Genomic DNA, 26,878 nt, shown 5'->3' on the forward strand with positions numbered 1-26,878 from the left:
TATGGCGTGAAAAAGGGCGGCTCTTAGAGCCGCCCTTTCCCCTCCCATTATCTTCCGACACCAGAATTGCCAAACTGCGGGCCTTTCCGCAACAAGCTTTCGGCATAAGTCAAAAAAATGACATGAAGCGTTGCCGTATAACCACAGTGGTTGGTTTATAGAAAATCACGTCATTTATTCGGCGCCGAATTTGCGGCGATAGCGCAGCGACCAGCCCAGCGAGGCCGCGATCAGCACCGCGCCGATCAGGCCGGTCAGCACATCGGGAATCTCCATCAGCGTACCCGCCAGCATGATGACGCTGAGCGCCAGAATGGCCCAGAAAGCGCCATGCTCCAAATAGCGATATTCCGAAAGCGCGCCGCGCTCGATCAGTAGCACGGTCAGCGAGCGCACAAAGATCGCGCCGATCGACAGGCCCAGCGCGATCACCACCATATTGTTCGACAGCGCAAAGGCCCCGACCACCCCATCAAGGCTGAAGGAGGTATCGAGCACATTGAGATAGAGAAAACTGCCCAGCCCGGCCCGCGCCGCGACCCCGGCCACCGCCCGCACCGCCGCGCGGCTTTCCAGCCAGTGGCCCAGCCCCTCGACAGCCACGAAGGTGACGATGCCCAGAATGCCCGCGCCCAGCAGCACGAAGCCATCATGCTCGGGCAAGGCCCGCGCGATCAGCAGCAGCACCGCCAGCACCAGCGCGATGCCGACCGCATGAATGCCGCCAAGGCTGCTTAGTCGCCGTTCTACCCAGCCCAGCCAGTGAACATCTTTCTCGTCGTCGAGGAAAAAGCCAAGGCCGACCAGCGCCAGAAAGGCGCCGCCAAAACCCGCAATGCCGACATGCGCGCCGCTGACGATTCGCTCATAGTCAGCCGGGTGGGTGAGGGAAAGGCGCAGCGCCTCCACCGGCCCCAGCCCGGCGCCGATGCCGACGATGGCGAGCGGAAAGGCCACCCGCGCCCCGAACACCGCGATCACCATGCCCCAGGTCAGGAAGCGCTTGCGCCATACCGCGTCCATCTCCCCCAACACCGAGGCATTGACTACGGCATTGTCAAAGGAGAGCGAGATCTCCAGCACCGCCAGCACGCCGACGATCCACAGCACCTCGAACACGCCTTCGACGCTGTGGCTTTCCTGCCAGCCATAGGCCGCCCCGCCGATCAGGCAGAGCAGGGTGAAGAGCAAGGCGCCGGTGAAATTGCGGCGCACAAGAGACAGCACGGTTCCGGTCACTTCGGCCGACTCACTTCGGCTGATAGGTCTGCTCGATACCGGGGAAGCTGCGGTCCTTGACCTCTGCCGCATAATCGGCGGCGGCCTGCGAGATCACGCTGGCGACATCGGCATAGCGCTTCACGAAACGCGGCACGCGCTCGAACATGCCGACCATATCCTCGGTCACCAGCACCTGCCCGTCACAGCGCGCCGAGCCACCGATGCCGATCACCGGGCAGGACACGGCTTCGGTCATGGCGATGGCGATGGGCTCCACCACGCCTTCGACCACGATGGAGAAGGCTCCGGCTTCGTCCAGCGCCCTGGCATCGGCGATGATCTTCTCGGCCTCGGCAGCGTCGCGGCCGCGCGCGCCATAGCCGCCCAACTGGTTCACCGCCTGGGGCGTCAGGCCGACATGGCCCATCACGGGGATGCCGCGCTGCGTCAGGAAGCGCACGGTTTCGGCCATGGCCTCGCCGCCTTCCAGCTTCACGCCCGCGCAGCCGGTTTCCTTCAGAATGCGCGCGGAGGTCTGGAAAGCCTGCGCCGGGCTGGCTTCATAGGTGCCGAAGGGCAGATCGACCAGCACGGCGGCATGCCAGCTGCCGCGCACCACGGCGGCGCCATGGGCAATCATCATGTCGAGCGTGACCGGCACCGAGGAGGGCAGGCCATAGATCACCTGCCCCAGCGAATCACCCACCAGAAGCAGGTCGCAATGTTCGTCGAGCAACTGGGCCTGCCGCGCCGTATAGGCGGTGAGCATCACGATCGGCTGATCGGTCGTGCCATTTTTCTTGCGGCGACGGATCGCCGGAATGGTCAGGCGCTTGACCGGCGCGGGCGTGGGGTTGGCCCGGCTGGTGGCGGTATCGAGCTGAAAGGTCGTGGACATATCAGTCTGATAGACCAGCGTGGCGGCGGGGGAAAGTCAAAGGAGCATCAACCCTGGGGCGGTCAAATTGGCACAAACCCTCGGGGATTCACAGATTTCTGACTGTGCAGTGGACAGATGCCCCTTGCGAATGTTGCGCAGGTCGTTAATTTTCTTGCCCAAGAGGCTTCGCCCGAGGGGAACTGCATGTTTGGTCGCATCAAGCCGTTGGATGCCATTTTGGCGACGGCTGAAAAAAAATCGCTCCACCGATCGTTGGGAGCATTCCAGTTGACGATGCTGGGCGTGGGTGCGGTCATCGGTACGGGCATTTTCGTCCTGACGGCGGAAGCGGCGCAAAAGGCCGGCCCCGGCATGATGATCAGCTTCATCATCGCGGGCTTCGTCTGCGCGGTGGCGGCCCTGTGCTATGCCGAAATGGCCAGCATGGTGCCGGTGTCGGGCTCGGCCTACACCTATTCCTATGCCGTGATGGGCGAGCTGGTGGCCTGGATGGTCGGCTGGGCGCTGGTGCTGGAATATGCCATTGCGGCAGGCGCGGTCTCGGTCGGCTGGTCGGGCTATTTTACCGGCATGTTGGGCCATCTGCATGATTATGCGGATTTTCTGCCCAACATCGTGATCCCCCATGCGCTGGCTAATGGGCCGACCGCTGGCGGCATTGTCAACCTGCCCGCCATGCTGATCGCCACGGCGACCACCGCCCTGCTGGTGCTTGGCACCACCGAGAGCGCCACGGTCAACGCCGTTCTGGTGGTGATCAAGATCACCGCGCTGACGGTGTTCTGCCTGCTGGCGCTGCCGGTGATCAAGGGCGCGAATTTCACCCCCTTCATGCCCACCGGTTTTGGCGGCGTGTCGGCGGCGGCGGCCTCGATCTTTTTCGCTTATGTCGGCTTCGACGCTGTGTCGACGGCCGCTGAAGAGACGGTGAACCCCCAGCGCAACATGCCGATCGGCCTGATCGGCAGCCTTGCCATCTGCACCCTGTTCTACATTCTGGTCGCCGCCGGCGTGATCGGCAGCGTGGGCGCCCAGCCTATGCTCGACTCGATGGGGCATGCCCTGCCGACCGGTTCGACCGCACTGACTGACGCCTGCGGCAAGATCAACGGCCAGGCTGTGGTCTGCTCGAAGGAGGCTCTGGCCTGGACGCTGCGCCAGATCGGCTTTCCCAAGATCGGCAATTTCGTGGGCCTGGCGGCCATCATGGCGCTGCCCTCGGTGATTCTGATGATGATCTACGGCCAGACGCGCATCGCCTTCGTGATGAGCCGCGACGGTCTGCTGCCCGCCAAGCTGAGCAACGTCCACCCCAAGTTCAAGACGCCGCATGTGGTGACCATCGCCACCGGCATCTTCGTGACGGTGTTCGCGGCCTTCTTCCCGGTGGGTCTGCTGGCCGATGTGTCGAACTCGGGCACGCTGTTCGCCTTCGCCATGGTGACGATTGCCGTGCCGGTGCTGCGCCGTACCGATCCCGATCGTCCGCGTCCTTTCCGCACGCCGGCGGTGAACGTTGTCGCTGCGATCTCGCTGATCGGCTGCATCTATCTGTTCTTCAGCCTGTCGTTCTACACGCTGCTGCTGTTCTTCAGCTGGGCCGCATTCGGTCTGGTGATCTATTTTGCCTATGGCAAGAAGCACAGCCATGTCGGCCTTGGTACGGAGCCGGGTGAGGAAGCCTGATCTTCGGGCTGATCCGCCGCATCAATGCCAAAAGAAAGGCCGGGGTGTTCGCCCCGGCCTTTTTGTTTTCAGCATTACGTAGGATGTTACACCGCTTCGAGTGCGTATCCTGCCGAGCGGACCGTGCGCACCGGATCGGGTGCGCCTTCCTGCTCGATACCCTTGCGCAACCGGCGGATATGGACGTCCACCGTGCGCAGCTCGATATCGCTGTCCGTGCCCCACACCGCATCGAGCAACTGCCCGCGCGAGAAGACGCGGCCCGGATGCTCCATGAAGAATTTGAGCAGGCGGAACTCCGTCGGCCCCAGCGAGATGATCTGGCTGCGGCGCGTGACCCGGTGGGCCGTGGCGTCCAGCGTCAGATCGCCCACCGTCACCATCTCGCCGGCAAGGGCGGGGCGGATGCGGCGCATGATCGCGGCGACGCGGGCGATCAGCTCGCGCGGGGAGAAGGGCTTGGTGAGATAATCGTCAGCCCCGGTTTCCAGTCCGCGGATCATGTCGTCTTCCGCGCCGCGCGCGGTCAGCATGATGATCGGCACATGGGCCGTGGCCTTGTCGCGGCGCAGGCGACGGCAGACCTCGATCCCGCTGGTGCCCTCGATCATCCAGTCGAGGATGACGAGGTCGGGAATTTCCTCGGCGGCCAGCAGCAGGGCTTCGTCGCCATCGGGCGTGACCGAAACGCCATAGCCTTCCGCGCGGAAGCGGAATTCGAGCAGTTCGGCAAGCGCTGGATCATCCTCGACCAGCAGCAGACGGGGCGGATTCATCAGATTATCCCTCCATCTTGGGAGCATCGTGCGAAAACGTGAGAACCGGTTTTCGCAAGAACGATGCGGCAATAAAAACTGTCTTAATTTTCAGGTCGTTCGCCGCGATCGCCCAGATAGTCGGCGGTGGCGGCGAAATAGACCTGTTCGGCAAGATTGGTGGCGTGGTCGCCGATGCGTTCCAGATTGCGGGCCACGAACAGCAGATGCGCCGCCGTGCCCACGCTTTCGGGCTTTTCAACCATATGGCTGACCAGATTGCGGAAAATGCTGTCGTAAAAGGCGTCGACCTTGGCGTCGCGCTCGACGATCTCGGTGGCCAGGTTGGGATCGCGCGCGGCATAGGCCGTCAGCACGTCATGAACCATTTCGCCCGCGATCTCGGCCATGGCGGGGATCAGCGGGAAGGGGCCGAAGCGGTCGCGGTCGGTGATGCGGCTGGTGCGCCGCGCGATGTTCTTGGCATAGTCGCCGATGCGTTCCAGAATGCCCGCGATCTTCAGCGCGGCAATCACCTCGCGCAGGTCGTCGGCCATGGGCGCGCGCAGGGCGATCACGCGGACCGCCAGCTTGTCGACCTGGGCTTCGAGGGCATCGATCTTCTTGTCGCGGGCGATCACGGCGTCGGCCAGCGTGGTGGAGCCCTTGACCAGCGCGGTCATCGCCTCGCTGATCGCCACTTCGGCCAAACCGCCCATTTCCGCAATCAGACCGCGCAGACGGGTAATGTCTTCATCAAACGCCTTGACCGTATGCTCAACCACCGTGCAACCTCACTCTGACCAAAACGACGGCCTTAAACCGTGCGTCCAGCTATGTCACAAAAAAGTAACAAAGCCTGCGCGGCCCCGCTTCGATGGTTGCATCCGTGCCGAAAAATGATGACAGTGTTGTGACGTTTTGTAATTTTTCGTCTTGTACGTGTCAGTCCGAAGCGAGCGGGAGGCGAACGCTGACGGTCGTGCCCACCCCCAGCTTGCTGGCGATATCGAGCCGCCCGCGATGGCGCTCGACGATATGCTTGCAGATCGCCAGCCCCAGCCCGGTGCCGCCCGCCGCGCGGCTGCGGCCCGGATCGGTGCGATAGAAACGGCGGGTGAGGTGGGGGAGGTGCTCGGGCGCGATTCCCGCGCCGCTGTCGGTGACGCTCAGTTCGGTCATGTTGCGCGGAGCGGGCTTCAGCGCGACGCGCACCGGGGTTTCGCCATCGCCATATTTCAACGCATTGTCGATGAAGTTGCGCAGCAATTGCTCAAGCTGTTTGACATCGCCGCGCACGGTCGGCGGCGCGGTGCCTTCCGGCAGCTCGCTCTGCTTGTCGAACTGCACGCGGATTGCCCCCCCCGGTGTGGGGCCAAATTCACTGACCACGCGCTGGGCCAGTTGCGGCAGCTCGATAAGCGTCGCGGGCAGATCGTGCTTTTCAGCCTCCAGTTGCGAGAGCGACATCAGGTCGGTCAGCAGCGTCTGCATGCGCCGCGCCTCGCGCAGCACGGTGCCCAGGAAGCGCTGGGTCAGCGCGCCATCGACCTTGTCGCCCGCATCGCTCAGCGTCTCGACATAGCCGATGATCGAGGAGAGCGGGGTGCGCAGCTCATGCCCGGCATTGGCGACGAAATCGGTATGGGCGCGGCTGACATCGGCCTCGGCGGTCCGGTCGCGCATCTCGATCACGCGATAACTGCCATCGATGCCGTGGCGCGTGAGATGCCACACGCTGTCGCTGACGGTGAGGGCAGGCACGGTCACCGTCGCGCCATCGGGCTGATCGAGCAGGCGAATGGCGTCGGGATGGCGCAGGGCGATGCGCGTGTCCTGCCCCACCAGATGCTTGCCCAGCACGGCGCGCGCGGCGGCATTGGCGGCGCGGATGCGGGTCTCGTCGGTGAGGATCATCGGGATGCTCAGCGATTCGACGGTCGCCTCCATCGCATTGCGGGCGATGGCGTCCAGATCGGGGCGTTCGGAGAGCGGCGGACGGATCGGCTCGGGGTCTTCGGCGGGCGGGCGGCCGAGCCACAGGGTGAACAGCCAGATCGCCGTGACCACCAGCACCAGCACCAGCGAGACGCTGGCCACGACCATCGCCAGCATGGTCACCAGGGCCAGCACCATGCCCGTCCAGGGGATCTGCCGCTGTCCGCTCATCTGTCCGCTCATGCGCCGGGGGGCCTTCCAATGTTGCGCAGTCGGCCCCGATGGCCATGATCGCGAAAGGGCGTCATGTATTCTGTGTGTGACACGGCCATGTCAATCTCTGCCCCGACCGCGATTGGGGAGGAATCAGGCCCGCAAAATCAGGGCCTGAAAAGATGCTGGCTGCCGAGCGCGGACACTTGCGGGCAACCCAGTTGCGCCATGGCCAGCTCCAGCTCGGCGCGCAGGATGTGCAGCATATGGGCGACGCCCGTAAAGCCGCCGACCGCCAGCGCATGCATCTGCGGCCGGCCCACCAGCACCGCCTGAGCCCCCAGCGCCAGCGCCTTGGCGATATCCGTGCCCGAGCGCAGCCCGCCATCGACCAGCAGCGGCAAATCGGGCCCGACAGCATCGCGCACCGGCGCGATCAGCTCCAACGCCGAGGGCATGCCGGGCAGCACCCGCCCGCCGTGATGCGAGATCACCACGGCATCGGCGCCTGTGTCGGCAGCGCGGCGCGCATCCTCGGGCGCGGCGAGGCCTTTGACCAGCAGGGGCAAGGTGGTTTGTGCGCGTAGCCACGCCAGATCCTCCCAGCGGGGGGCATGCTCGGTGAGCGGCGTGCCGAAGAGGATCGCGTCATGCGCGGTGATCTGCTGCTGCGTGGGAAAGCCGCGCAGGTTGGCCGCCTCGACGCCGGGAGGCAGGGGGAAGCCCGCGCGTTTGACCGCCGCATCGACGGTGAAAGCGATGGCCTGATAGCCCGCATCCTCGGCGCGGCGGACCAGTGTCAGCGTGGCCTCCCGGTCAGGCTGGGCGTAAAGCTGGAACCAGTGCGGCAGGGCGGGTTTGGCCAATTGTCGCGCGGCATCCTGCGCGGCATGGGCCACCTCTTCCAACGTGATGCTCGACAGCATGCTGAGCACCATCGCGATGCCCATGGCGGTGGCGGCGCGCACCGTGGCCAGTTCGCCTTCGGGATGGGCCAATTGCTGATAGGCGACCGGCGCCAGCAGGATCGGCGTGGCGTGATGCTGGCCGAACAGCTCGATCGCGGTCGAGCCGCCGCGCAGATCGGTGAGGCGGCGGGGCAGCAGCTTCAGGCGGTCGAGCGCGATGCGGTCGTTGTCGGGCGCGCCGTGAAAGCCGCTGCCCTCCTGAATATGGCCCCAGATGGCGGGCGGCAGGCGGTTGGCGGCATGCCTTTCGTAATCGGCGAGAGTATGGATATCCTCGGGCAGGGCGTTCATGTCAGCGACCATTCGCGCAGCAAATTGTGATAGACATTGGTCAGGTTGTCGACGCTCTCATGATCGGGATGATCGGCGGACAGGGCCTGGATCGACTGGTCGAGATCGTAGAGCAGCCGCCGCCGATGGTCCTGTGGCACCAGGCTCTGCACCCAGAGGAAGGAGGCGAGGCGGGCACCGCGCGTTACTGGCGTCACGCGGTGCAGGCTGGTGCCGGGGTAAAGCACGGCATCGCCTGCGGGCAGCTTCACCTCCTGCTGGCCGAAGGTGTCCTGAATGATGAGTTCGCCGCCGTCATACTCCTCGGGATCGCTCAGGAAGACGGTCATCGAGCAATCGGTGCGCACGCTTTGCGCCGTGCCGGGGATCGGGAAGATGGCATTGTCGACATGGTTGCCATACTCGCCTTCGCCCTCATAGCGGTTGAAGCGGGGCGGCACCATGCGCAGGGGCAGGGCAGCGGAGAGGAAGGCGGGGCTCTGCATCAGACGGCCCGCGATCAGGGCGCCCAGTTGCTGGGCGGCAGGGCTGTCGATGGGCAGTTGCTGGTTGCGTTTCACCCCCTGGGCGCGATGGCCGGCGGTGCTGCGGCCATCCTGCCATTGGGCATCCTCCAGCAGGGCGCGGGCCTGTTGCAGGTCGTCGGCGCTCAGCAGGGAGGGGATGTGCAGCAGCATTGGGCGTTCTTTCGCAGAGGTGATGGCGGCTCTTTAAGCCCATGATGGCGGACATAAAATGCGCTAACGCAAATCAGAAACGTCTTGTGCGGTTTCGCTCGCCATAAGGCAAGAACGCGAAGAGGGCCGGGCGCGGAGAGGGGCTTTCTCCACACCCGGCCCTCAAGGCTTTGAGGTCAGCCCGAAGGCGGCCCCTTTACAGCTTGTACGACACCGTCAGCGTGGCCGAGCGGGCATCACCCGGCGTGGCCCAGCCATTGTTGGCACGGATGCGGGTGTAATAGAGCTTGTCGCCGATGTTCTTGACGTTGATCTGCGCGTTCAGACGCTTGGTGATGTCATAGGAAATCGTCGCATTGTGAACCACATAGGACTGCGAGCGATAGACCGTCTGCGACGCCAGCGTGGTTCCGGGCGTGTTCAGCGCGAAGCTGCCCTGATAGGTCGCGCCGTAACCGACCATCAGGCCGAAGGGGAAGCGATAGGTGGTGAAGATGCTGCCGGAATGCTTGGGCGTCTGCACCAGTTCCGAACCGCCGCCGGGGTTGGGATAGGCCACCGTGTTGGTGCAGGTGCCCGTGCCCGGATTGGCAAGGCACTGGGCCGAGACCGAACGGATCAGCTTGCTGTCCAGATAGGTGTAGTTGGCGGTGACCTGCCAGCGGTCGGTGATGTTGCCGCTGGCGCCCAGCGCCACGCCGTTGACGCGCGACTTGCCCTGGTTGGTCTGGTCCGGCACCAGCGGATCGCCCGAGACGACCTTGTAGGCGTTGCGCTCGTTGCGGAACACGGCGGCGGTTAGCAGCAGGCCCTTCACCAGCTCGGCCTTGACGCCGATCTCGTAGTTCTTGGCGGTTTCCGGGGCGGTATTGCAGGTCGATGTCGTGGTGGTGCTGGTCGAAACCGTGCAGGCGCCGTTGACGGTGTTCTGCGAAGGCGTCTTGGAATTGCCATAGGCGATATAGGCGCTGACCGCGTCGATCGGCTTGTAGACCGCGCCGATGCGCCATGAGAACATGGTGGCGGCATTGCGCAGCGTGGTCAGCGTGGTCGCCTGACCCAGCGTGACGGCCGAGCCCGGCGTCACCAGATTGGCGGTGGCGGGAGCGGCGCCGGCGGCGGTGGCCAGCGTATAGGCGGTGGAGTGGCCGATGTTGCGGTCGATGCGCACGCCGCCGTTCAGCTCGAAATGGCTGCCGAACTTGGCGGCATCGAACAGATAGAGGGCATAGTCCTCGATATCGTTGCGGCTCTTGCTGCCGACGATGAAGTTGACCGGGCCGGTGTAGGTGTTGCCATTGTTCGGATTGAACAGATCATAGGCCGGGATCGTCACTGTGCTGCCATCGGCATTGCGCTGCGAATTGCCCGAGGAGAGGTTGTAATACTCCTTGGAGACCTGAAGCCCCGCGTCCAGCGTATGCTCGATGCCGCCGGTGTTGACGGTGGCCGAAAGGTCGGCCTGCTCATAGAACATCCGGTTCTGCGTATCGCGGGTGTTGCCGCGCGAGCCGCCGCTGGGCACGAAGGTGCCGCGTGCCTGCCCCGTGGCGCAGGCCAGACCCACCGGGGTCAGGCCATTGGGCATGCAGAAGGTGCCTTCCGGACCGTCCGAACGCGAGAACTGGGACACCTGATCGTAACGCATCAGGTTGCGCAGCTTCACCTTGCTGCTGATGTCATGCTCGAAGATGCTGGTGATCTGGTTCGAGTTGATGCGCTGCGTGTCGTAATTCCTGAAGCCGTAATAGGCGCTGCGGTCCACGCCCGGCAGCACGCCGGTGTAGCCGTTGGTGCCCGCCGCATTGTTGGCGAAATAAGGCAGGCCATATTGCGGGATGTTGCGGTCTTCCTGATGGACATACATCAGCGTCAGGCGGGTGGGGGTGCCCATGCCGATGGTGACCGAGGGCGCGATGCCCCAGCGGTCGTTCTTTTCGACCTGACGGCCTGGAATGTCATTGTGGTGGACCATGCCGTTCAGGCGCACGGCCACGGTCTCCGACAGGTGATGGCTGGCATCGATCGTGCCGCGATAATAGTTGGCGGTGCCGACGACGCCCTGCACCAGCGTCTGGTCCTTGTCGGTCGGGCGCTTGCTGACGAGGTTGATGTTGCCGCCGACCGAGCCCGAGCCATTGACGACCGAGCTGGCGCCATTGGTCACCTCGATCTGCTGGACGTTGAAATTGTCCGAGCGGGTGTATTGCGCGCTGCTGCGCACATTATCGACCTGAATGTCGTTGCTGGCGGTGTAGCCGCGCAGGGTGATGCTGTCGCCATAGCCGCTGCCGCCTTCGCCCGCGCCGAAGGTGATGCCCGGCACGGTGGAGAGGGCCTCCTGCAGCGAGACGATGTTCTGCTGCTGCATCACCTCGCGCGAGAGGACGGTGACGGTCTGGGGCGTGTCGCGCAGGGGGCGCAGCGCCTTGGGGGAGGCCTGACGGCGACCCAGTTCCACATCGTCGATCGCCGTGTCCGACACGGTGACGCCGCCGAGCGAACGCTCTTCACCCTGCTTGCTGTCCTGCGCGTGGAGGGCGGCGGCGGTGAAGGGCAGGATCGCGGTGCTGACGCAGGACAGCGCCAGCGAGGCCCGGACGCGCGATGGGCTGGAGAGTTTGCTCATGATTTCCCCCTGTTTGGATGGTTGGGGGCGACCTAGGGGCATTTGCCCGGTCAGTCAATAATGATTCTCATTAGCGATCATGTATCCGACTATCACCTAATGTATCGTGGAATTTAAGCTTTTGCAACTCATTCGCAGTCCGGTGAAATTCGTTTATGCGCCTGGCGGTATGATGTGTTAGGCCGCTGGCATGGATTTCGACGATCAATTGCGCCGCTATTTCGCCACCACCGACCTGTCGCAGGTGCCGCAAGGCGCGCTCGAATCGGGCATCGAGAAGATGCAGGTCGATCTGGGGATGGAAGAGGATCGCGGGCGCCGCTTTGCGCTCTGGGCGCTGCTCACCATGCTGGGGGCCGCGCCCGATCTGGACGTGGCCTTCAAGGATCCGGCGGACCGCGACACGGCCCGCGACTTTATGGAGATGATGGAGCGCGCCCAGCAGGGCGAAGCAGAGGGTTAAGTCGCCTCAGATCACCGCGATCTCAAGCACTTCCAGGGCGTCTTCCTTGCCGTTGAAGGGCAGGAACTCGCCTTCTTCGCCGCCGATCAGCGCGCGGGCCAGAGGCGCTGAAAAGGCGATGCTGCCCTGCGCCGGATCGGCCTCGTCATCGCCCACGATGGCCAGATCGCGGCGCTTGCCGTTCAGCGTGAAACTCACCCGCGTGCCGATGGCCACCACGCTGCCATCGGGCGCGGGCACCAGTTCGGCGGTGATCTGCCGGGTGGTCCAGTAGCGCAGCTGGCGTTTGACCGCATTGATCTGCGCTTCTTCGCCGGCGTCAGCCAGTTTGGCGGCCAGTTCCACCTCCAGCGCCGCCAGCTTCTCGCCGATCAGCGCCAGCCCGCGCGCCGTCACCAGATTGGGGCCGGGCGGGATGGGGATCTCGAACTTGGGTTCCAGATGCTCGTCATCGCCGTCGCGGCGGAAGGCGACGCTCATCAGGCCTGAGACGCCGACAAGGCCAGCGCCATAAAGGTATCCACCGCCTCGCTGGCCTCCATCCACGCCGCTTCGGCCTTTTCGATGGCGTCGTCCGTTTCGGCGCGGCGCTTCATCAGCTCGGTCATGGTCAGCTTGGTGAGGTGCTTTTCGGCGGTCGAGGGGTCGAACATCGCCTTGTCGATGGCGTTGCGGGTGTTGGTCAGCTTCTCGACTTCGCTCTCAAGCTTCTTGGCCTGCTTGCGCAGCTCCTGGCTCTTTTCGCGGGCCTCGGCGGCGGCGCGGCGCTGGTCCTTCTTGTTCATGCCCTTGGAGGCGGAACTGCCCTCCTTCGAAGGCTCCTTGGCCAGCACGAAGGCGATGTAATCCTCGATCGAGCCGTCGAAATCCTTGCCGGTGCCCTTGTCCACCAGCACCAGACGGTCGGCGGTCATTTCCAGCATGTGGCGGTCATGGCTGACGATCACCACCGCGCCGGTGTAAGCGTTGAGCGCCTGGATCAGCGCCTCGCGCGCGTCGACGTCCAAGTGGTTGGTCGGTTCGTCGAGGATCAGCATATGCGGCGCATCGCGGGTGATCAGCGCCAGAGCCAGACGCGCGCGCTCACCGCCCGACAGGCGACCGACTTGCGTGGTGGCCTTGTCGCCCGAGAAGCCGAAACGGCCCAGCTGCCCGCGCACCGCGCCGGGCGTGGCGCCCTTCATCAGCGCGGTCATATGCTGCAGCGGGGTCTCGTCGCGGTCCAGCTCTTCCACCTGATACTGGGTGAAATAGCCCACGCGCATCTTGCCGCTGGCGTTCATCGCGCCATCCATCGGCGTCAGTTGCGCCGCCAGCAGGCGCGCCAGCGTGGTCTTGCCGTTGCCGTTGCGGCCCAGCAGGGCCATGCGCTCATCGGGATCGATGCGCAGGTTGAGGCGGCTCAGGATCGTCTTGTCGCCATAGCCCACCGAGGCGAGGTCCAGCGTGATCAGTGGCGGGCGCAGCTCGTCCGGATTGGGGAAGTTGAAGCTGAGCGAGGGATCGTCGATCATCTCGGCGATGGGCTGCAGCTTGGAGAGGGCCTTCTGGCGCGACTGCGCCTGCTTGGCGGTGGAGGCACGCGCCGAATTGCGGGCGATGTAATCCTGCAGGCGCTCACGCTCGGCCTGCTGCTTGACGCGGGCCGAGGCGATCTGGGCCTGCCGTTCGGCGCGCTGGCGCTCGAAAGCGTCGTAGCCGCCGGGGTACAGCGTCAGCTTGCCGCCCGAGAGATGCAGGATGTGATCGACCACATTGTTGAGGAAGTCGCGCTCATGGCTGACCAGCAGGATGGTCGCGGGATAGGATTTGAGGAAATCCTCCAGCCACAGCACGGCTTCCAGATCGAGGTGGTTTGAAGGTTCGTCGAGCAGCAGCAGATCGGGCTGCGAGAACAGCAGCGCGGCCAGCGCCACACGCATCCGCCAGCCACCGGAGAAGCTTTCCAGCGGACGGTGCTGCGCCTCTTCATCGAAACCCAGACCCGCCAGAATGCGCGAGGCGCGCGAGGGCGCGGTATGCGCGTCGATGGCGATCAGCCGCTCGTGGATCTCGCCCAGGCGGTGGAGGTCGTCGTGATTGTCCTCGGCTTCGGCGATGGCCATCAGCTCGGCGCGCTCGGTGTCGGCGGCCAGCACGGTCTCGAAAGGCGTGGCGTCGCCGCCCGGCGCTTCCTGAGCGATATAGCCCAGACGAGCGCCGCGCGGCATGCTGACGGAACCCGCGTCAGGTTCCAGCATGCCGGCAATCACGCGCACCAGCGTCGATTTGCCCGCGCCATTGCGACCGATCAGGCCGATGCGCCCGCGCGGCGGCAGTTTGGCCCCGGCGTCGTCGATGATGGTGCGTCCGCCCAGGCGGACCGTGATTCCCGTCAGATTAAGCATGGGCCGCGCCTAGCAGCAGAGTGCCCAAATCAAAAGCCCTAGCGAAAACCCATCTTAAAGCGGGTCACCCACGCATTTGGCATGTTCGGGCACCTTGTCGCCCATCAGCACACTGCCCACCGAGGCAGCCACCACCAGAGCAATCGCCAGAAGCTGCAGCGGGGTCAGATGCTCGCCAAGGATCAGCGCCCCGGCCAGCGCGCCCGCTGCGGGCTCGACGCTCAGCAGGATGCCCAGACGGTTCTCGGGAATGCTCTTGAGCGCGATCATTTCCAGCGAATAGGGCAGCGCGCTCGACAGCATGGCCACCACCACGCCGCTCGCCATCAGCGAGGGCGTGAGCAAAGCCGCGCCGACATCGTGGACGCCGATCGGCACCACCACCAGCGCCGCCGTGGCCATGCCCAGCGCCACGGTCTGTCCGCCGGGCAGATGGCTCGTTTTCTTGCCGAAGACGATGTAGAGGCCCCAGAACACGCCCGCGCACAGGGCATAGATCACGCCCGTCCAGTCCAGCGCATGGTTCATCTGGCGCAGGGGCAGCAGCAGGGCCAGACCCGCCGCCGCCAGCGCCACCATGGCGATATGCGCCAGCCGCCGCGCATGCAGCAGCGAGACGGTCAGCGGCCCGAGAAACTCGATGGCGATGGCCAGACCCAGCGGAATGCTGCGCAGCGCCATATAAAAACAGAAGTTCATCAGCCCCAGCACCGCGCCATAGCGCATGGTGGCCAGCAGGTCGGCGCGGCTGATTTTCTGGCGCCAAGGCCGCCAGATCGCCAGCAGGATCAGCGCGGCAAAGCCCACGCGGTAGCTGACCGTGCCCTGTGCTCCCACCAGCGGAAACAGGCTTTTGCCGAAGGATGTGCCCACGCAAAAGGAGGCGATCGAACCGCACAGCGCCAGATAGGGCAAGGCGCGCGACAGGGAGCTGCTGGGGGAAGAGGCGGAAAGCGTGGTCATGTCCTCCTCATAGCAATGCTGCGCTGGCGAAGGTCGGCGAAATCATGCATCAGGTGACGGAATTCATCATTTTGGGAAGCTGAAATGGCGGAACCTGTCGATCTCGATCATTTTGACCGGCGAATCATCGCCATTGTACGCCGCAACAATCTGGAACCCGCACGCCTTATCGCCACGCAGGTCGGGCTGTCGGAAAGCGCGGTGTTGCGCCGTTTGCGGCGGCTGCGCGCCACCGGGGTGATCATGGCGGATATCGCGGTGATCGACCCGTCGCGGCTGGCGCCGGCCATCCTGATCCATGTGCTGGTGGAGTTGAAGCAGAGCGGTTTGCGGGTGGAGCAGGCCTTTGCCGCACGCCTCGCCGGGCGCGAGGAGGTGATCGGCGCGTGGAACGTCACCGGGCGCACCGATTTCCTGCTGACGGTCACCGTCCCCTCGATCGAGGCCTATCAGCGTTTCTCCGATGAAGTGCTGGCCGCCGACGAGAATGTCCGCGATTTCGAAACGCTGGTCACGCTGCGCGAGATCGTTCGGCCCCGTCATCTGCGCGAGGGGCACCTGCGCGAGGGCGAGCCGCTGTAAGGCGCAGGGCGCAGGGCCCAGGCAACTTCGCCCTGCGCCCTGCGCGGCAGGTCAGGCCGCCAGCAGTGCCTGTTCGATATCGGGCACGGGCATGGAGGTGAGGTCCTTGTTCAACTCGCCCACCAGGCGTGCCTTGACCTCACCATGGTAATGCTTGCGCAGCGTGCCCAGCACCTGCGGCGGGGCCACCACGATCAGTGTCTCGAAGGCGGATTCCAGCGCCATGCGGTTCACCAGATCGGCGGTCTGGATGGCGAAACGGTCTTCCTCCTGCTGGTGGAAGTCGGTCTCGCCCATCGTCCCGCGTGAGGGGGCGAAGGTGCCGCCGCCCTGCGTCGAGGAGGCAGCGCCTGCGGCATCGCTTTTCTGGTCGCGGTCGGCGGGGCTGTCGTGAGTCTGATGCTCCTCGACGCGCAGGGCGATTTCTTCGGCGCTGCCGCCATTGCGCAGCAACAGCCGCTTGCGGCCATCGGCCACCAGGATCAGTGCATCGTGGGAAATGTTCATTCCTTCTCTCCTCTGTGCAGGAGGGAAGGGCTGGGGCCGGGGCTTGGGTCCACCGGGCGCGGCTGCCCGGCGCGTATCGGCCACAAGTCCCCGCAGGATGGGCTTTATGGCTGCCGTTTGAGCGCCGACCATGGAATGATCGCCCAGTCGGGACTGTCGCAAGGGCGCATCACACGCGGGAAGATCGCGCCGACCCACAGACCCTTGGGCCCCAGCGACCAGGCGGGAAAATTCCAGACATCGGTCTGCGTGTAGTCGCAATCATCCTCGTCGCCAGCTTTTGGGGGTTTCATCTCTTGCGGGTGATAGCGGCGCAGCAGGGCGATCAGGCCCGGAGCGAAGACTTTGTCGCGGTAGCTGTACCAGGCATCGCTATCCGCCCTGGGGATGGGGCCCTTGCCGAAGGGCAGTACGCCATCCAGCGTTAGTTCGCGTCCGGTCACCGTGTCGAAGCTGTGGCCCTCTGTGCCGAAGTCAGGATGCGCGGCGCGGGCGCAGCTCCAACTTGAGCTCCATGTGTAGCTCATCGCATGGGCGCCCAGCCATGGCGTGTCGGCCTTGGACATCTCGCTGCCGGGGTGGCCATCGCTGCCGGTGCAGCCCAGAAAGGCCGAGACCTCGCTCCATTGCTGGCGGGTCAGCGCATGGTTGATCGCCGCCATGGCGGGTGCCGGATAGCCGCTTTCGAGGCGGAAGAGGCGCAGCCCCGTCAGGCCCTCGCGATACCAGCGGATGGTCTTGCCGTTGAGGCTGACGCTCTGCTGCGGCGCCAGTGACAGGCCGGAGAGCTGCAACGTCTCGTAAAGGCCCAGCTTGGGCGGCAGATCGGCGGGCAGGTCGTGCGGCGCGGCGGCGCTATGCAGATGGATGGGCAGGGCGCTGCCCTTGGCGGTGGTCAGCGTTCCCGCAAGGCCTGCGCCGCTCTGCGTCAGCGCCAGATGATCGCCGGTGATTTCGGAGGCCAGCGTGAGCGCCGTGCCCTGATGCGTGCCGGTCAGGTCGATGTCCAGCCTTGTGGCATGGTAGAAGTAATGGCCGCTGACCCCGCCCTTCCCGTCGTCATCGAGCGCCAGAACGATGCGGGCGCTGCCGACGGTGCCTTCATAGACCTGCTCGGCCATCGCCGGGCCGGCCGCGATCAGGCAGGCGGACAAAGCCAGCAGGCGAGAGGGAAAAGCGAGGGGCATCAAGGGGATCTCCGGCAAGAGGCTGCGCTGAGCGATAGCGCGCTACCGCACATGGCGTAAAGCTTTCGCGCATCGGCCCTTCATCGGCCGAGGTGCAGCCTTCTCGTTCCCCCTGCCGGAGCGGGCTGGGGTTATTTGTGAACCGTTGCGCTCACCCGCTTGAGAAAAGCGTGATGCGGGATGGCGCTGCGGCAGATGTTGTCAAACAGCCCGCCCGCCAGGCGGGGCAGGGTGGTTTCCACCATGTTCACTTCCTCGAGGGTGCGCACATCGATGGAGATCTTCAGTTCCTGACCGAAGGTGAAGCTGACCTGCATGGGGCAGGGGCAGGCATCTTCGACAAGATGGGTCAGCGCGCGCAGCTCATCGCTGACCGGGCTGGTTCTGGGTGCGAGGGCAAGTTCCGAAACATTGCTGTCAGAATGGGCTTTTTCCGAGAAGTTTGTCAGCACCGTCATGGTTCAACTCCTTTCATCGCTCATATGAAACGACTCGGCGCTGAAAAAGATCCACCATTTCGGTATTTTTTTACGCTGCCCCCTGATGGAGGCGATCAGCCCTCGATCATGGTCCGGATCCGGGCGCCCAGCGCCTCCACCGCGAAAGGTTTGGTCAGCACCTGCATGCCGGTTTCCAGCCGGTCATCGCCGATCACCGAATGCTCGGCATAGCCGGTGATGAACAGCACTTTCAGGTCGGGGCGCAACTGCCGCCCGGCCTCGGCCATCTGGCGACCGTTCATCCCGCCGGGCAGGCCGACATCGCTGACCAGCAGGTCGATCCGCTCCTCCGATTGCAGCAGCTTCAGGCCCGAAGCGCCATCCTCGGCATCGATCACGCGATAGCCCATGTCTTCGAGCGCATCGACGATCAGCAGGCGCACGCTGGCCTCGTCATCGACCACCAGCACCGTCTCGCCCTGAGGCACGGGCAGGGCGCCCTTGGCGGTTTCGCCGGCCGTGTCGGGCAGGGCCTCGGCATGGCGGGGCAGATGCAGGGTCACCGTGGTGCCCTCATCCGGCTGCGAGGCGATCCGCACCTGCCCGCCCGATTGCGTGGCAAAGCCATAGATCATCGACAGGCCAAGCCCGGTGCCTTGCCCCAGCGGCTTGGTGGTGAAAAAGGGGTCGAAGGCCTTGGCGATCGTGTCCTCGCTCATGCCCACGCCATCGTCGGTGACGCGCAGCGCAAGATAGTCGCCCGGCGGCAGATCGAGCGCGCGCGCCTCAGGCCCGTCGAGCGACACATTGGCCGTCTCGATCAGAATGTGTCCGCCATGGGGCATGGCATCGCGTGCGTTGAGGCACAGGTTGAGCAAGGCATTCTCAAGCTGGCTCTGGTCGACCAGCGTGGGCCACAGATCGGGCCCGACGCGGGTCTCGATGGCGATGGCGGGCCCCACCGTGCGCTGCACCAGATCGATCATATCCTGCACCAGCGCCTGAACATCGGTGGGTTTCGGGTCGAGCGTCTGGCGCCGTGAAAAGGCCAGCAGGCGGTGGGTGAGAGCGGCGGCCCGGCGCACCGCATCCTGAGCGATGGCGGTGTATTTGCCCACATCGCCCACGCGGCCCTGCTCCAGCCGCCGCGTCGTCATCTCCAGCGCGCCCGAGACGCCCGCCAGCAGATTGTTGAAATCATGCGCCAGCCCGCCGGTGAGCTGGCCCACCGCCTCCATCTTCTGCGACTGGCGCAGGCGTTCCTCGGCCTGCATCAGCTCGGCGGTGCGGTCGGCCACGCGCTGTTCGAGCGTTTCGTTGAGCGCCCGCAAGGCGGCGGCGGCACGGTCGCGCTCTTCCTCCACGGCGCGGCGCTGCTGTACATCGAGCAGCACGCCGGGGAAGCTGAGCGGCGAGCCGTCCGGCGCCAGATCGACCCTTCCATTGGCCTCGATCCAGCGATAGTGGCCGTCGCCGCGGCTCACGCGATATTGATGGGCATAGGCGCCGCCCCGGCGGATCGCCTCGCTGATCGCTTCGGTCAGGCCGGGCTTGTCGTCGGGATGGACGCCGAGGATCACCTGCTCCAGGCTGAGCCCGTCACGCCCCAGCGCCGGATCGAGGCCGAACACCTGGGCAAAGGCCTCGTCCACCGTGAAGCGGTCGCCGGGAATGTCCCAGAACCATGTGCCGATGATCGCCCCGGCCGAAAGCGCCAGTTGCACCCGCTGGATGTTCTCGCGCGCGATGGCCTCGCTGGCGCGCAGGGCGTTTTCGGCCTGTTTGCGCGCCTCGATATCGCGGAACAGCACCGAGACCTGACGGCGGCTGGCCGGTTCGACCCGCGCGGCGGAAACCTCGATATGGCGCCCGGCCTCGGCGAAATGGCGCTCGAAGCTCACGCCCTTGCCGGTGCGCAGCACGCCGCCATACAGCTCCAGCCAGCCATCGGCATCGTCGGGAGCGATGTCGCGCAGCGTCTTGCCGACGATGCCCGCGATGCCGGTGTGGCGTTCATAGCCCGCATTGGCCTCGACATGCATGTAATCGCTCAGGGGGCCATGGGGCCCGTCGAAGAATTCGATGATGCAGAAGCCATCGTCGATGGCGTCGAACAGGGCGCGGTAACGCTCCTCGCTGCGGGCCAGCGCGTCGCGGGCCTCACGCTCGGCGGTGACATCGCGGGCAATGCCGATAAAGCGCAGCGGCTGGCCATCGGCATCGAATTCGGTTTCGCCCTTGCGCGCGATCCAGCGCAATGCGCCAGTGTCGGCGCGGATCACGCGATACTCCGCTTCGCCCCGGATCGTGCCCGCGCGGCGTGACTGCGCGTTGGAGATGATGCTGCGGTCTTCCTCGATCACCCGCTCCTCGATCAGCGAGGCGGGGCACTGGTCCACCACCGGCAGGCCATAGAGGCGGCAAAACTCCGGCGTGGGGATCAGCAGATCCTCGCGCAGGTCGATGGTGAACAGGCCGATGCCGCCCGCCTCCTGCGCCTGACGCAGCCGCAGCACCTCGGCTTCGAGCGCGGCGCGGGAGAGCGATGTGACGTCAGATCCGTTCATGCTGCCTCGTTCCCCCCTTTCGCGCTGTTTAGCCGATCCTCTGGCGTGAGGCCATCGGCTGTTCACTTTCCCGCTGATGGCCTTATCTGTTGGCCAGAGATCTTGTTCCTCTTTGCGGAAGAAACCCATGACTGACCAGCATTTTTACGAGCCGCGCCTTGGCCATGGACTGGCCCATGATCCGCTCAACGCCATTGTCGCGCCGCGCCCCATCGGCTGGATCAGCACGCTGAGCGAGGATGGCGTGGCCAATCTGGCGCCCTACAGCTTTTTCAACGTCTTCAACTACACGCCGCCGCTCATCGGCTTTTCCTCGATGGGCTGGAAGGACAGCGTGGCCAATGCGCAGGCCACCGGCGAATTCGTGTGGAATCTGGTCACCCGCCCTCAGGCCGAGGTGATGAATGCCTCCTGCGCCGCCGTTGGACCCGAGGTTGACGAGTTCGCGCTGGCGGGGATCGAGAAACTGCCCTCGCATCTGGTCAAGCCCTCGCGCGTGGCGGGCAGCCCGGTGCAGTTCGAATGCAAGGTGACCCAGATCATCCGCCTGACCACCAAGGAGGGCCGTGAACTGGACCAATGGCTGGTGATGGGCGAGGCGGTGGGCATCCATATCGACCGCGCGCTGATCGAGGATGGCGTCTATCAGACCGCGAAATCGGGCACGATCCTGCGCGGCGGCGGCCCGGCGGATTATTTCGAGATCACGCCGGAGCAGTTGTTCAAGATGTACCGCCCGCGCTGAACCTAGAGCGTTTTCAAGCCGGATGGAATCATCCGGCGATTCGGAAAACGCGTCTAAACAAAAGCTTAGATCAGTTGACCCGATGTAATCGGATCAACTGATCTAAACCGAGACGGGCAGGGCAACCTGCCCCTCCTTGCCGAAAACGCGCAGATAGCGCGCGATCTCGGCGGGATCGCCGGTGGATTTGGCCGGATTATCTGACAGCTTCACCGCCGGGCGGCCGTTCGCGCTGGTCACCTTGCAGACCAGCGAGATCGGCTCCAGACCCTCCGCGCCATCCGGGTCGCAGCCCCGGAAATCATTGGTGAGGTTGGTGCCCCAGCCAAAGCTCAGCCGCACGCGCCCGTGAAAATGGCGATAGGCCTCCTCGATGCTGTCGATGTCCATGCCGTCCGACAGGATCAGCAGCTTGCCGCGCGGATCGACGCCATGCTTCTGCCACCAGGCGATGATCTGCTCGCCCGCCTCGATGGGGGGCAGGCTGTCGGGGCGGAAGCCGGTCCAGCCCGCCAGCCATGCCGGGGCGTTGCGCAGGAAAGCCGCGCTGCCGAAAGCGTCGGGCAGGGCGATCAGCAGATTGCCGTTATAATGGGCGCGCCACTCCTCCAGCACCTGATAGGGCGCATGGGCCAGCTCGGCATCGTCGCGTGCCAGAGCGCCTGCCACCATCGGCAGCTCATGGGCATTGGTGCCGATGGCCTCCAGGTCGGCATCCATCGCCAGCAGCACGTTGGAGGTGCCGATAAACCGCTCGCCGAGGCCTTCCTTCAGCGCCTCCACGCACCAGCGCTGCCACAGAAAACCGTGGCGCCGCCGCGTGCCGAAGTCGGAAATGCGCAGATCGGGCAGGCTGCGCAGCCGCTCCACCTTCTCCCACAGCCGCGCCTTGGCGCGGGCATAGACCACATCCAGCGCAAACCGCCCCCGGCCGCGCATCGCAGCGCGTGACCGCAACTCGTTGACAATCGCCAGCGCCGGAATTTCCCACATGGTGGTGTGAGTCCAGAGGCCGTCGAAATGCAGCTCATACTGGCCATCGGCCTTGCGCAGCTCATACTCGGGCAGGCGGAAATCCGCGAGCCAGGCGATGAAATCGGGGGCGAACATCTGCTGCTTGCCGTAAAAGGCATTGCCCGCCAGCCAGATCAGCTCCTTCTTGGAAAAGCGCACCGTGCGGGCGTGATCGAGCTGCGCGCGCAACTCGCCCTCATCGATGATCTCGCCAAGGCGCACATGCCTGCTGCGGTTGATGAGGGAAAAGGTCGCCCGCACCTCCGGATGGATGTGCCGGATCATCTGCAGCATCAGCAGCTTGTAGAAATCGGTGTCGAGCAGGCTGCGCACAATCGGATCGAGCCGGAAATTGTGGTCATACGTGCGCTTGGCAATATCGGTGACGGTCATGCGGCGATCTTGCTGAGGGTGGGGTTGGACGAAGTCTAGCGGGCGGGGTTTGGGTTAACAACAGTGGACCAAAGTAAGGGGAAGAAGAGAAGGGCGAGGGTGTTACACCCTCGCGCTCCCATAACGTCTCCCGACGCCAGGGCAGGGGCATCCAACCGTTGCGCTCAACCTCTCCACCCGGGACTGGTTAAACTCATGGAAGGCAAGGCAAAGCTCCATTGGTCGATGGTCAGTGGCGGGTGGTCGCAACCGCTGTTTGGCGCGCGGGCGATCTGTGTTTCAATCGCGCTGTGTCGAGCCATGACATGACATCTTCTCATTGGTCGGGCTCCCCCTGTCTTCCTATCTTGCCGGCAGAGCCAAGCGTCTCAGCAAAGGAGCCTCCCATGACCGAACTGCGCCGCATCGGACGATCCGATCTCACCACCCCGCCGCTGATCCTTGGCGGCAACGTCTTCGGCTGGACGGCCGATCAGGACACCAGCTTTGCCGTGCTCGATGCCTTTGTCGCGGGTGGCGGCAAGGTGATCGACACCGCCGACGTCTATTCCGCCTGGGTTGACGGCCACAAGGGCGGCGAGTCCGAAGCGGTGATCGGCGCATGGCTGAAACAACGCGGGCGGCGTGACGATGTGGTCATCACCACCAAGGTCGGCATGCTGCCCATCGATGGCGTGCAGGGCCTTACACCCGCGCATATCGCCAAGGCGGTCGAGGGATCGCTGCGGCGTCTGGGCACCGATTATATCGACCTCTATCTGGCCCATCGCGACGATGAGGGCACCGATCAGGCCGAGGTCGCGCAAGCCTTCGACCGTCTGGTAAAAGAAGGCAAGGTGCGCGCCATCGGCGCTTCCAACTTCACCGCCGACCGGCTCGCCTCGGCGGTCGAGGGGCAGAAGGCGCAGGGGCTGGCGCGCTATCAGGCGCTGCAGAACCAGTACAATCTGTTGGAACGCGGCGACTATGAAGGCGCGGTGCAGGATTATTGCGTCGCCCATGATATCGGCATGACGCCCTATTACGGTCTCGCCAGTGGCTATCTCAGCGGCAAATACCGCAAGGCGGAGGATGCCAAGGGCGCGCGCGGCGGCGCTGTCGGGAAATATATCGAGGGCCATGGCCCGCGCGTGCTTGATGCGCTCGATGCCGTGGCGGCGGCGCATGAGGCCAGTCTGGCGCAGGTTGCTCTGGCCTGGATCGCGGCTCAGCCGGGGATTGCCGCGCCGATCGCCAGCGCCACCAGTGTAAAACAGGTGGAAGACCTGCTGGGCGCGCTGCGGCTGGAATTGACCCCGGATGACCTGTCGCGGCTGGACAAGGCCAGCACGCTGCCCGTTGCTGTCTGACCCTTGAGCCTGCCCCCATGGTGGCCATGGGGGCAGTTGTTCAGCGCTGCTTCTTGGCGGTGGTTGCGGTGAAATCGGGGTCCTTGTTGGCCACCCAGTCCACGAATTTGCGGATCGGCGGATGCGCCAGCAGCAGCTCGACATCCATGCCGGCGCGCTGCAATTCCGAATTGGTGAAATTGGCGATCAGCGTCTGCTGACAGATGGGGTGCATCGGCACCACATCGCGCCCGCCCCGGCTCTTGGGGACGGGGTGGTGCCACACGATGGTCTTGCCGGTGGGGCGACCGCACAGCCAGCAGGGGACGGGCGGCGGCGCGGCCTCGTCATCCTCGCTCTGGATGCCTTCATAGGGATCGTATTTGGAATGCTTGCGAGCCATGGGTCTGCCTGACTGGACGGGATTTTCCTGCGCTCCCTACAGACAAGCCGTCGCCATGGCCACACCCATCGGCGCTCACATGCGCGACAGATCGTCGAGCTGGGCTGTGCGCAGGCGTGTCAGCCGTGCCAGCACGGCATCCCTCGGCGTGCCGGGCGCGGCAAGGGCGGCAAAGCGGAGCCAGGCATCGCGATAGGCCAGCCATGCACGCTGGGCCTTGCGGATATCCTCGGGTTTGGTGGTGGTCAGATTGTCCTTGCCCGCCGCCCAGAGCAATGCCTTGCGATAGGCGGTATTCAACTGCGCATCGGCGGTCTGGGCGTCACTGTCGGCAGGCCATTGCCCAAGGCGCAGCCGGTCGAGATCCTTGCGGAACTGGTTGCGCACGCGGTCCTGCTCCTCGATCACCAGAGCGGCGCGGGCCGTGCCGGTCAGATCGACCTCGCCATCGCCATGGGCATCGACGAAAGCATCGAAGGCCTTGGCCAGCGGCGCATAGGCCGGACGCGCGGCGGCGGGAAACAGGGCCAGCATGCCGCGCAACTGGCTGTCGCGCCGGGCCGCCGCCTGGTTGGAGCGGCGGCTCTGGCATTCGCCCTGCGCCAGCCCGCTGGTGATATCGTCGCAATAGTCGAAGCTGCCCGGCTTGACCTTCAGCGACTGGAGATGGGTGACCCGCAACTCATTCTCCATGGGCGCGCCGTCGATCCGGCAGGCATAGGCGGTCGCCAGATCGAGGTCGCGCTTCACCCCATGGCCATTGGCATAGATCTGCATCAGCATGGTCTCGCCCCCGAAGACGGGGACAACGTTCTGACCTTCGGTGGCTTGGGCAAATGCGCATTGCCGCGCCTTGACGTAATCCACCGCCATGCCCTCGCCATAGTAGAGCGCTTCGGCATCGCAGCCCTTGAGCGCCTTGATCTGTGCGGGCGAGGGGCGGTCGGCGGCAGGCGGGCGGGGCTGGCCGATGCGGTGGCATGCGGCCTTGATGCTGGCTGCCGTATCGTCCCAATTGCCGGAGGACATCTGGGTCATCGCCGCGGCCGGAAGGCAGGCGAGGGCCAGAGCGAGCAGGCGGTAACGCATGGTAACTCCTGAAATGCTGTGCGGGTGTTCAGGGCGTGCGGGTGTAGCGCCCCGTGCCCATACCTTCGGGCAGCAGATCCTTGCCCTTGATGGTCAGGCTCATCGTTTCGAAGGCGGGCTGGACCAACTGGCCGACATCTACCGTCAGGGCGATGACACCCTTGTCGAAGGGCGTGAGATCGATTGTCTGCTCATGATCTGCCAGCTTCAGGATCAGCGTCGTGACCGCGCCGGGGGCCGTATCATTGGCCAGCCATGCATAGCCGTGGCCATTGGTGCGCAGCGCCTCGCGCCGCCCACTGGCCAGCACCATCTGCACCGACACGCCCTTGATGCCATAGCCTGCGTCATCGCCGATCATCACCGCCCTGCCGCCGATGGGGGCCGCCGCTGGATCATCCGGCGAGGGCAGGGTGCAGGCTGCCGGCAGTCTGGGCTCCGCGATCTCGGGCTTGGGCAGGCGGGCCTCCACGGCGGCATTGTCGGCGGCATCATGCGCGGCGATCCAGGCAAACAGCGCGCTTTGCGCCGCCTCTTTCTGCGAGAGAGAGGATCGGGCAGGGCCATGATCTTTTGGGCCAAGGCCTCCAGCCTGCCGCGCTCGGCCAAAGCGTCGGCCAGTGCCTTGGCGGCACGGGCTTCCAGCATCGCTTGCGTGGGGTGGTCGTTGGGATCGGGCATCATCGTCGCGGTGGCGGCGGCATCCTCGGCGAAGAAGGGGCAGGCGGCGTGCACCTTGCTTTCCAGCGCATCGCGGCGTTCGTCGCGGATCAGCTCTTCGGCTTCGTCGGTCCAGCCGGTGACCTGCTTGAGTGCGAAAAGGGGCTTGTCATGCTCGGGCTTCTGAGCGGTCAGGACGATCTGGTTGCCTTGCCGTGCCCAGTGCCCCTTCGCGGCATTGTCCGCCGCGCCATAGGCCATCATCCAGTCGAAATGCCCATCGGCGCCAAGCAGCAGTTCCGAACCGACCTCATGCACGCCAGAAAGGTAATAATGGCCGGTAAAGGCCTGATCGCCCTTGGCTTCTCCGGCAGGCGCCGGCGGCGGGGTCAAATGGCAATCCTTGCCCATCTTGCGGGATTCGATGCTGGCGACGGTCAGGATGTTGGTGCCATCCTGCTCCTGATAGCTGGCGATCACCTCGCCATAGATCGGCTGGTCGCCGGACCTGTATCCCCGCACCAGATCGAGCACCGTATGGTGTCCGGCGGCATCGCGCAGCACATAGGGCGTGTTGCCCAGATCGCAGCGGGAGAGGACGGCGGCGTTCTGCTCGATGGTGATCGTACCGATGAAGACGTCATTGGGACCATCCTGCCCCATGGCCGGTTGCGCTGCGGCCAGGGCCAGTGTCAGAGCGAGGATCATGCTGCTTGTTCGTCCTGCGGTGAAGTCGATCCTGTGTATAGATCGCTGGCGATGATGCGCAACGGGCCGGGCGTTTGTTCTCGGGCTTCATCTCGCCCTGAACTTTGGCACGCTTCGTCGCTGAAAAAAGAGGGTAATCTCAAAAAATCCGATGCCGCGCCGT

Annotated in this window: 25 protein-coding genes; 5 read left to right on the forward strand and 20 right to left on the reverse strand. The window is 64.8% G+C overall.

What is annotated here, in order from left to right:
• Positions 1 to 174 precede the first annotated feature (174 nt).
• Positions 175 to 1,227: a DUF475 domain-containing protein gene (locus ABDW49_RS08880; protein ID WP_343611272.1), complete on the reverse strand. Its 1,053-nt coding sequence runs from the start codon at positions 1,225 to 1,227 to the stop codon at positions 175 to 177.
• 22 nt (positions 1,228 to 1,249) lie between these two features.
• Positions 1,250 to 2,119: a 3-methyl-2-oxobutanoate hydroxymethyltransferase gene (panB, locus tag ABDW49_RS08885; RefSeq protein ID WP_343611274.1), complete on the reverse strand. Its 870-nt coding sequence runs from the start codon at positions 2,117 to 2,119 to the stop codon at positions 1,250 to 1,252.
• Positions 2,120 to 2,305: 186 nt separating this feature from the next.
• Here panB and ABDW49_RS08890 point away from each other — a divergent pair, with 186 nt between their 5' ends.
• Positions 2,306 to 3,808: an amino acid permease gene (locus tag ABDW49_RS08890; RefSeq protein WP_343611275.1), complete on the forward strand. Its 1,503-nt coding sequence runs from the start codon at positions 2,306 to 2,308 to the stop codon at positions 3,806 to 3,808.
• Positions 3,809 to 3,894: 86 nt separating this feature from the next.
• On the opposite strand, the gene phoB is transcribed toward ABDW49_RS08890, so the two are convergent.
• The 6 genes from phoB to ABDW49_RS08920 form a co-directional block, all read right to left on the reverse strand.
• Positions 3,895 to 4,584 (reverse strand): phosphate regulon transcriptional regulator PhoB, encoded by a 690-nt coding sequence (gene phoB, locus ABDW49_RS08895; RefSeq protein ID WP_343611276.1) that lies wholly within the window; start codon positions 4,582 to 4,584, stop codon positions 3,895 to 3,897.
• Positions 4,585 to 4,667: 83 nt separating this feature from the next.
• A complete protein-coding gene (gene phoU / locus ABDW49_RS08900; protein ID WP_343611277.1) occupies positions 4,668 to 5,348 on the reverse strand; it encodes a phosphate signaling complex protein PhoU in 681 nt (226 codons plus the stop codon).
• A gap of 160 nt (positions 5,349 to 5,508) precedes the next feature.
• Complete coding sequence (locus ABDW49_RS08905; protein WP_343611278.1) at positions 5,509 to 6,732, reverse strand: ATP-binding protein; 1,224 nt, start codon at positions 6,730 to 6,732, stop codon at positions 5,509 to 5,511.
• Positions 6,733 to 6,881: 149 nt separating this feature from the next.
• Positions 6,882 to 7,973, reverse strand: coding sequence for an alpha-hydroxy acid oxidase (locus tag ABDW49_RS08910; protein ID WP_343611279.1), 1,092 nt, complete (start codon positions 7,971 to 7,973; stop codon positions 6,882 to 6,884).
• Positions 7,970 to 8,650, reverse strand: a complete 681-nt coding sequence (locus ABDW49_RS08915) for a Fe2+-dependent dioxygenase (RefSeq protein WP_343611281.1) — start codon at positions 8,648 to 8,650, stop codon at positions 7,970 to 7,972. Before ABDW49_RS08915 ends, ABDW49_RS08910 begins: the two co-directional genes overlap by 4 nt.
• A gap of 196 nt (positions 8,651 to 8,846) precedes the next feature.
• Positions 8,847 to 11,279: a TonB-dependent receptor gene (locus ABDW49_RS08920; RefSeq protein ID WP_343611283.1), complete on the reverse strand. Its 2,433-nt coding sequence runs from the start codon at positions 11,277 to 11,279 to the stop codon at positions 8,847 to 8,849.
• Positions 11,280 to 11,469: 190 nt separating this feature from the next.
• Here ABDW49_RS08920 and ABDW49_RS08925 point away from each other — a divergent pair, with 190 nt between their 5' ends.
• Positions 11,470 to 11,742, forward strand: coding sequence for a hypothetical protein (locus ABDW49_RS08925; RefSeq protein WP_343611284.1), 273 nt, complete (start codon positions 11,470 to 11,472; stop codon positions 11,740 to 11,742).
• A 6-nt stretch (positions 11,743 to 11,748) separates the two neighbouring features.
• On the opposite strand, the gene ABDW49_RS08930 is transcribed toward ABDW49_RS08925, so the two are convergent.
• The 3 genes from ABDW49_RS08930 to ABDW49_RS08940 are packed head-to-tail and all read right to left on the reverse strand — an operon-like array spanning position 11,749 to position 15,092.
• Entirely contained in the window at positions 11,749 to 12,222 is a 474-nt protein-coding gene (locus ABDW49_RS08930) for a GreA/GreB family elongation factor (protein WP_343611285.1), read from the reverse strand.
• A complete protein-coding gene (locus tag ABDW49_RS08935) occupies positions 12,222 to 14,129 on the reverse strand; it encodes an ABC-F family ATP-binding cassette domain-containing protein (RefSeq protein WP_343611287.1) in 1,908 nt (635 codons plus the stop codon). The genes ABDW49_RS08930 and ABDW49_RS08935 overlap by 1 nt, the downstream gene beginning before the upstream one ends.
• A gap of 54 nt (positions 14,130 to 14,183) precedes the next feature.
• A complete protein-coding gene (locus ABDW49_RS08940; protein WP_343611289.1) occupies positions 14,184 to 15,092 on the reverse strand; it encodes a DMT family transporter in 909 nt (302 codons plus the stop codon).
• Positions 15,093 to 15,176: 84 nt separating this feature from the next.
• On the opposite strand from ABDW49_RS08940, the gene ABDW49_RS08945 reads away from it, so the two are divergent.
• Positions 15,177 to 15,674: an Lrp/AsnC family transcriptional regulator gene (locus ABDW49_RS08945; protein ID WP_343611291.1), complete on the forward strand. Its 498-nt coding sequence runs from the start codon at positions 15,177 to 15,179 to the stop codon at positions 15,672 to 15,674.
• Positions 15,675 to 15,725: 51 nt separating this feature from the next.
• Here the strand turns inward: ABDW49_RS08945 and ABDW49_RS08950 are convergent, their stop codons facing one another.
• The 4 genes from ABDW49_RS08950 to ABDW49_RS08965 all read right to left on the reverse strand — a co-directional run bounded on the left by ABDW49_RS08950 (position 15,726) and on the right by ABDW49_RS08965 (position 20,375).
• Complete coding sequence (locus tag ABDW49_RS08950) at positions 15,726 to 16,181, reverse strand: host attachment family protein (RefSeq protein WP_343611293.1); 456 nt, start codon at positions 16,179 to 16,181, stop codon at positions 15,726 to 15,728.
• Positions 16,182 to 16,285: 104 nt separating this feature from the next.
• Complete coding sequence (locus ABDW49_RS08955; RefSeq protein WP_343611294.1) at positions 16,286 to 17,368, reverse strand: hypothetical protein; 1,083 nt, start codon at positions 17,366 to 17,368, stop codon at positions 16,286 to 16,288.
• A 131-nt stretch (positions 17,369 to 17,499) separates the two neighbouring features.
• Entirely contained in the window at positions 17,500 to 17,826 is a 327-nt protein-coding gene (locus tag ABDW49_RS08960; RefSeq protein ID WP_343611296.1) for a hypothetical protein, read from the reverse strand.
• 95 nt (positions 17,827 to 17,921) lie between these two features.
• Positions 17,922 to 20,375 (reverse strand): ATP-binding protein, encoded by a 2,454-nt coding sequence (locus tag ABDW49_RS08965; protein ID WP_343611297.1) that lies wholly within the window; start codon positions 20,373 to 20,375, stop codon positions 17,922 to 17,924.
• Positions 20,376 to 20,502: 127 nt separating this feature from the next.
• On the opposite strand from ABDW49_RS08965, the gene ABDW49_RS08970 reads away from it, so the two are divergent.
• Entirely contained in the window at positions 20,503 to 21,120 is a 618-nt protein-coding gene (locus ABDW49_RS08970; RefSeq protein WP_343611298.1) for a flavin reductase family protein, read from the forward strand.
• A gap of 102 nt (positions 21,121 to 21,222) precedes the next feature.
• On the opposite strand, the gene pncB is transcribed toward ABDW49_RS08970, so the two are convergent.
• Positions 21,223 to 22,527: a nicotinate phosphoribosyltransferase gene (gene pncB, locus ABDW49_RS08975; protein ID WP_343611299.1), complete on the reverse strand. Its 1,305-nt coding sequence runs from the start codon at positions 22,525 to 22,527 to the stop codon at positions 21,223 to 21,225.
• Positions 22,528 to 22,913: 386 nt separating this feature from the next.
• On the opposite strand from pncB, the gene ABDW49_RS08980 reads away from it, so the two are divergent.
• Positions 22,914 to 23,876: an aldo/keto reductase gene (locus tag ABDW49_RS08980; protein WP_343611300.1), complete on the forward strand. Its 963-nt coding sequence runs from the start codon at positions 22,914 to 22,916 to the stop codon at positions 23,874 to 23,876.
• 40 nt (positions 23,877 to 23,916) lie between these two features.
• Here the strand turns inward: ABDW49_RS08980 and ABDW49_RS08985 are convergent, their stop codons facing one another.
• The 4 genes from ABDW49_RS08985 to ABDW49_RS09000 form a co-directional block, all read right to left on the reverse strand.
• Positions 23,917 to 24,258, reverse strand: coding sequence for a hypothetical protein (locus tag ABDW49_RS08985; RefSeq protein ID WP_343611301.1), 342 nt, complete (start codon positions 24,256 to 24,258; stop codon positions 23,917 to 23,919).
• 75 nt (positions 24,259 to 24,333) lie between these two features.
• Positions 24,334 to 25,347, reverse strand: a complete 1,014-nt coding sequence (locus tag ABDW49_RS08990) for a lysozyme inhibitor LprI family protein (protein WP_343611302.1) — start codon at positions 25,345 to 25,347, stop codon at positions 24,334 to 24,336.
• Between the two features lie 28 nt (positions 25,348 to 25,375).
• Complete coding sequence (locus ABDW49_RS08995; RefSeq protein ID WP_343611304.1) at positions 25,376 to 25,708, reverse strand: hypothetical protein; 333 nt, start codon at positions 25,706 to 25,708, stop codon at positions 25,376 to 25,378.
• On the reverse strand, positions 25,708 to 26,715 hold the full coding sequence (locus ABDW49_RS09000; protein WP_343611306.1) for a hypothetical protein: 1,008 nt from the start codon (positions 26,713 to 26,715) through the stop codon (positions 25,708 to 25,710). The genes ABDW49_RS08995 and ABDW49_RS09000 overlap by 1 nt, the downstream gene beginning before the upstream one ends.
• Positions 26,716 to 26,878 lie beyond the last annotated feature (163 nt).

It is taken from the genome of Novosphingobium sp., from assembly GCF_039595395.1.
Lineage (GTDB): Bacteria > Pseudomonadota > Alphaproteobacteria > Sphingomonadales > Sphingomonadaceae > Novosphingobium.